1 rRNA gene is annotated in these 1,297 nt (G+C 57.0%); it reads left to right on the top strand.

Features of this window, described 5'->3' with window-relative positions:
• Positions 1 to 1,297 (top strand): 23S ribosomal RNA (locus ACYVLT_RS40315); the annotation flags it as partial.

A 1,297-nucleotide genomic window follows, 5' to 3' on the forward strand; every position in this document is an offset into this window, starting at 1 on the left:
CCTCTAGTGAGTGTTCATGCGGCCCGTACCCCAAACCGACACAGGTGGTCAGGTAGAGAATACCGAGGCGATCGGGCGAACTGTGGTTAAGGAACTCGGCAAAATGCCCCCGTAACTTCGGGAGAAGGGGGGCCGAGGGATTTGAAGCCCCTTGCGGGCTAGGATTTTTCGGCCGCAGAGACCAGCGAGAAGCGACTGTTTACTAAAAACACAGGTCCGTGCGAAGTCGCAAGACGATGTATACGGACTGACGCCTGCCCGGTGCTGGAACGTTAAGGGGACCGGTTAGCTCTTCGGGGCGAGGCTGAGAACTTAAGCGCCAGTAAACGGCGGTGGTAACTATAACCATCCTAAGGTAGCGAAATTCCTTGTCGGGTAAGTTCCGACCTGCACGAATGGCGTAACGACTTCTCGACTGTCTCAACCACAGGCCCGGCGAAATTGCATTACGAGTAAAGATGCTCGTTACGCGCGGCAGGACGGAAAGACCCCGGGACCTTTACTATAGCTTGGTATTGGTGTTCGGTTCGGCTTGTGTAGGATAGGTGGGAGACTGTGAAGCGGCCACGCCAGTGGTTGTGGAGTCGTCGTTGAAATACCACTCTGGTCGTACTGGATGTCTAACCTCGGTCCGTGATCCGGATCAGGGACAGTGCCTGGTGGGTAGTTTAACTGGGGCGGTTGCCTCCCAAAGGGTAACGGAGGCGCTCAAAGGTTCCCTCAGCCTGGTTGGCAATCAGGTGTCGAGTGCAAGTGCACAAGGGGGCTTGACTGTGAGACCGACGGGTCGAGCAGGGACGAAAGTCGGAACTAGTGATCCGGCCATGGCTTGTGGAAGCGTGGTCGCTCAACGGATAAAAGGTACCCCGGGGATAACAGGCTGATCTTGCCCAAGAGTCCATATCGACGGCATGGTTTGGCACCTCGATGTCGGCTCGTCGCATCCTGGGGCTGGAGTAGGTCCCAAGGGTTGGGCTGTTCGCCCATTAAAGCGGTACGCGAGCTGGGTTTAGAACGTCGTGAGACAGTTCGGTCCCTATCCGCCGCGCGCGTAGGATACTTGCGGAAGGCTGTCCCTAGTACGAGAGGACCGGGACGGACGGACCTCTGGTGTGCCAGTTGTCCTGCCAAGGGCATTGCTGGTTGGCTACGTTCGGAAGGGATAACCGCTGAAAGCATCTAAGCGGGAAGCCTGTTCCTAGATGAGGTATCCCACCCTTTGTGGGTTAAGGCCCCCAAGAGACTATTGGGTTGATAGGCCGGAGATGGAAGGTCGGTAACGGCTGGAGTTGACCGG

The sequence above is a fragment of the Saccharothrix stipae genome, from assembly GCF_054781895.1.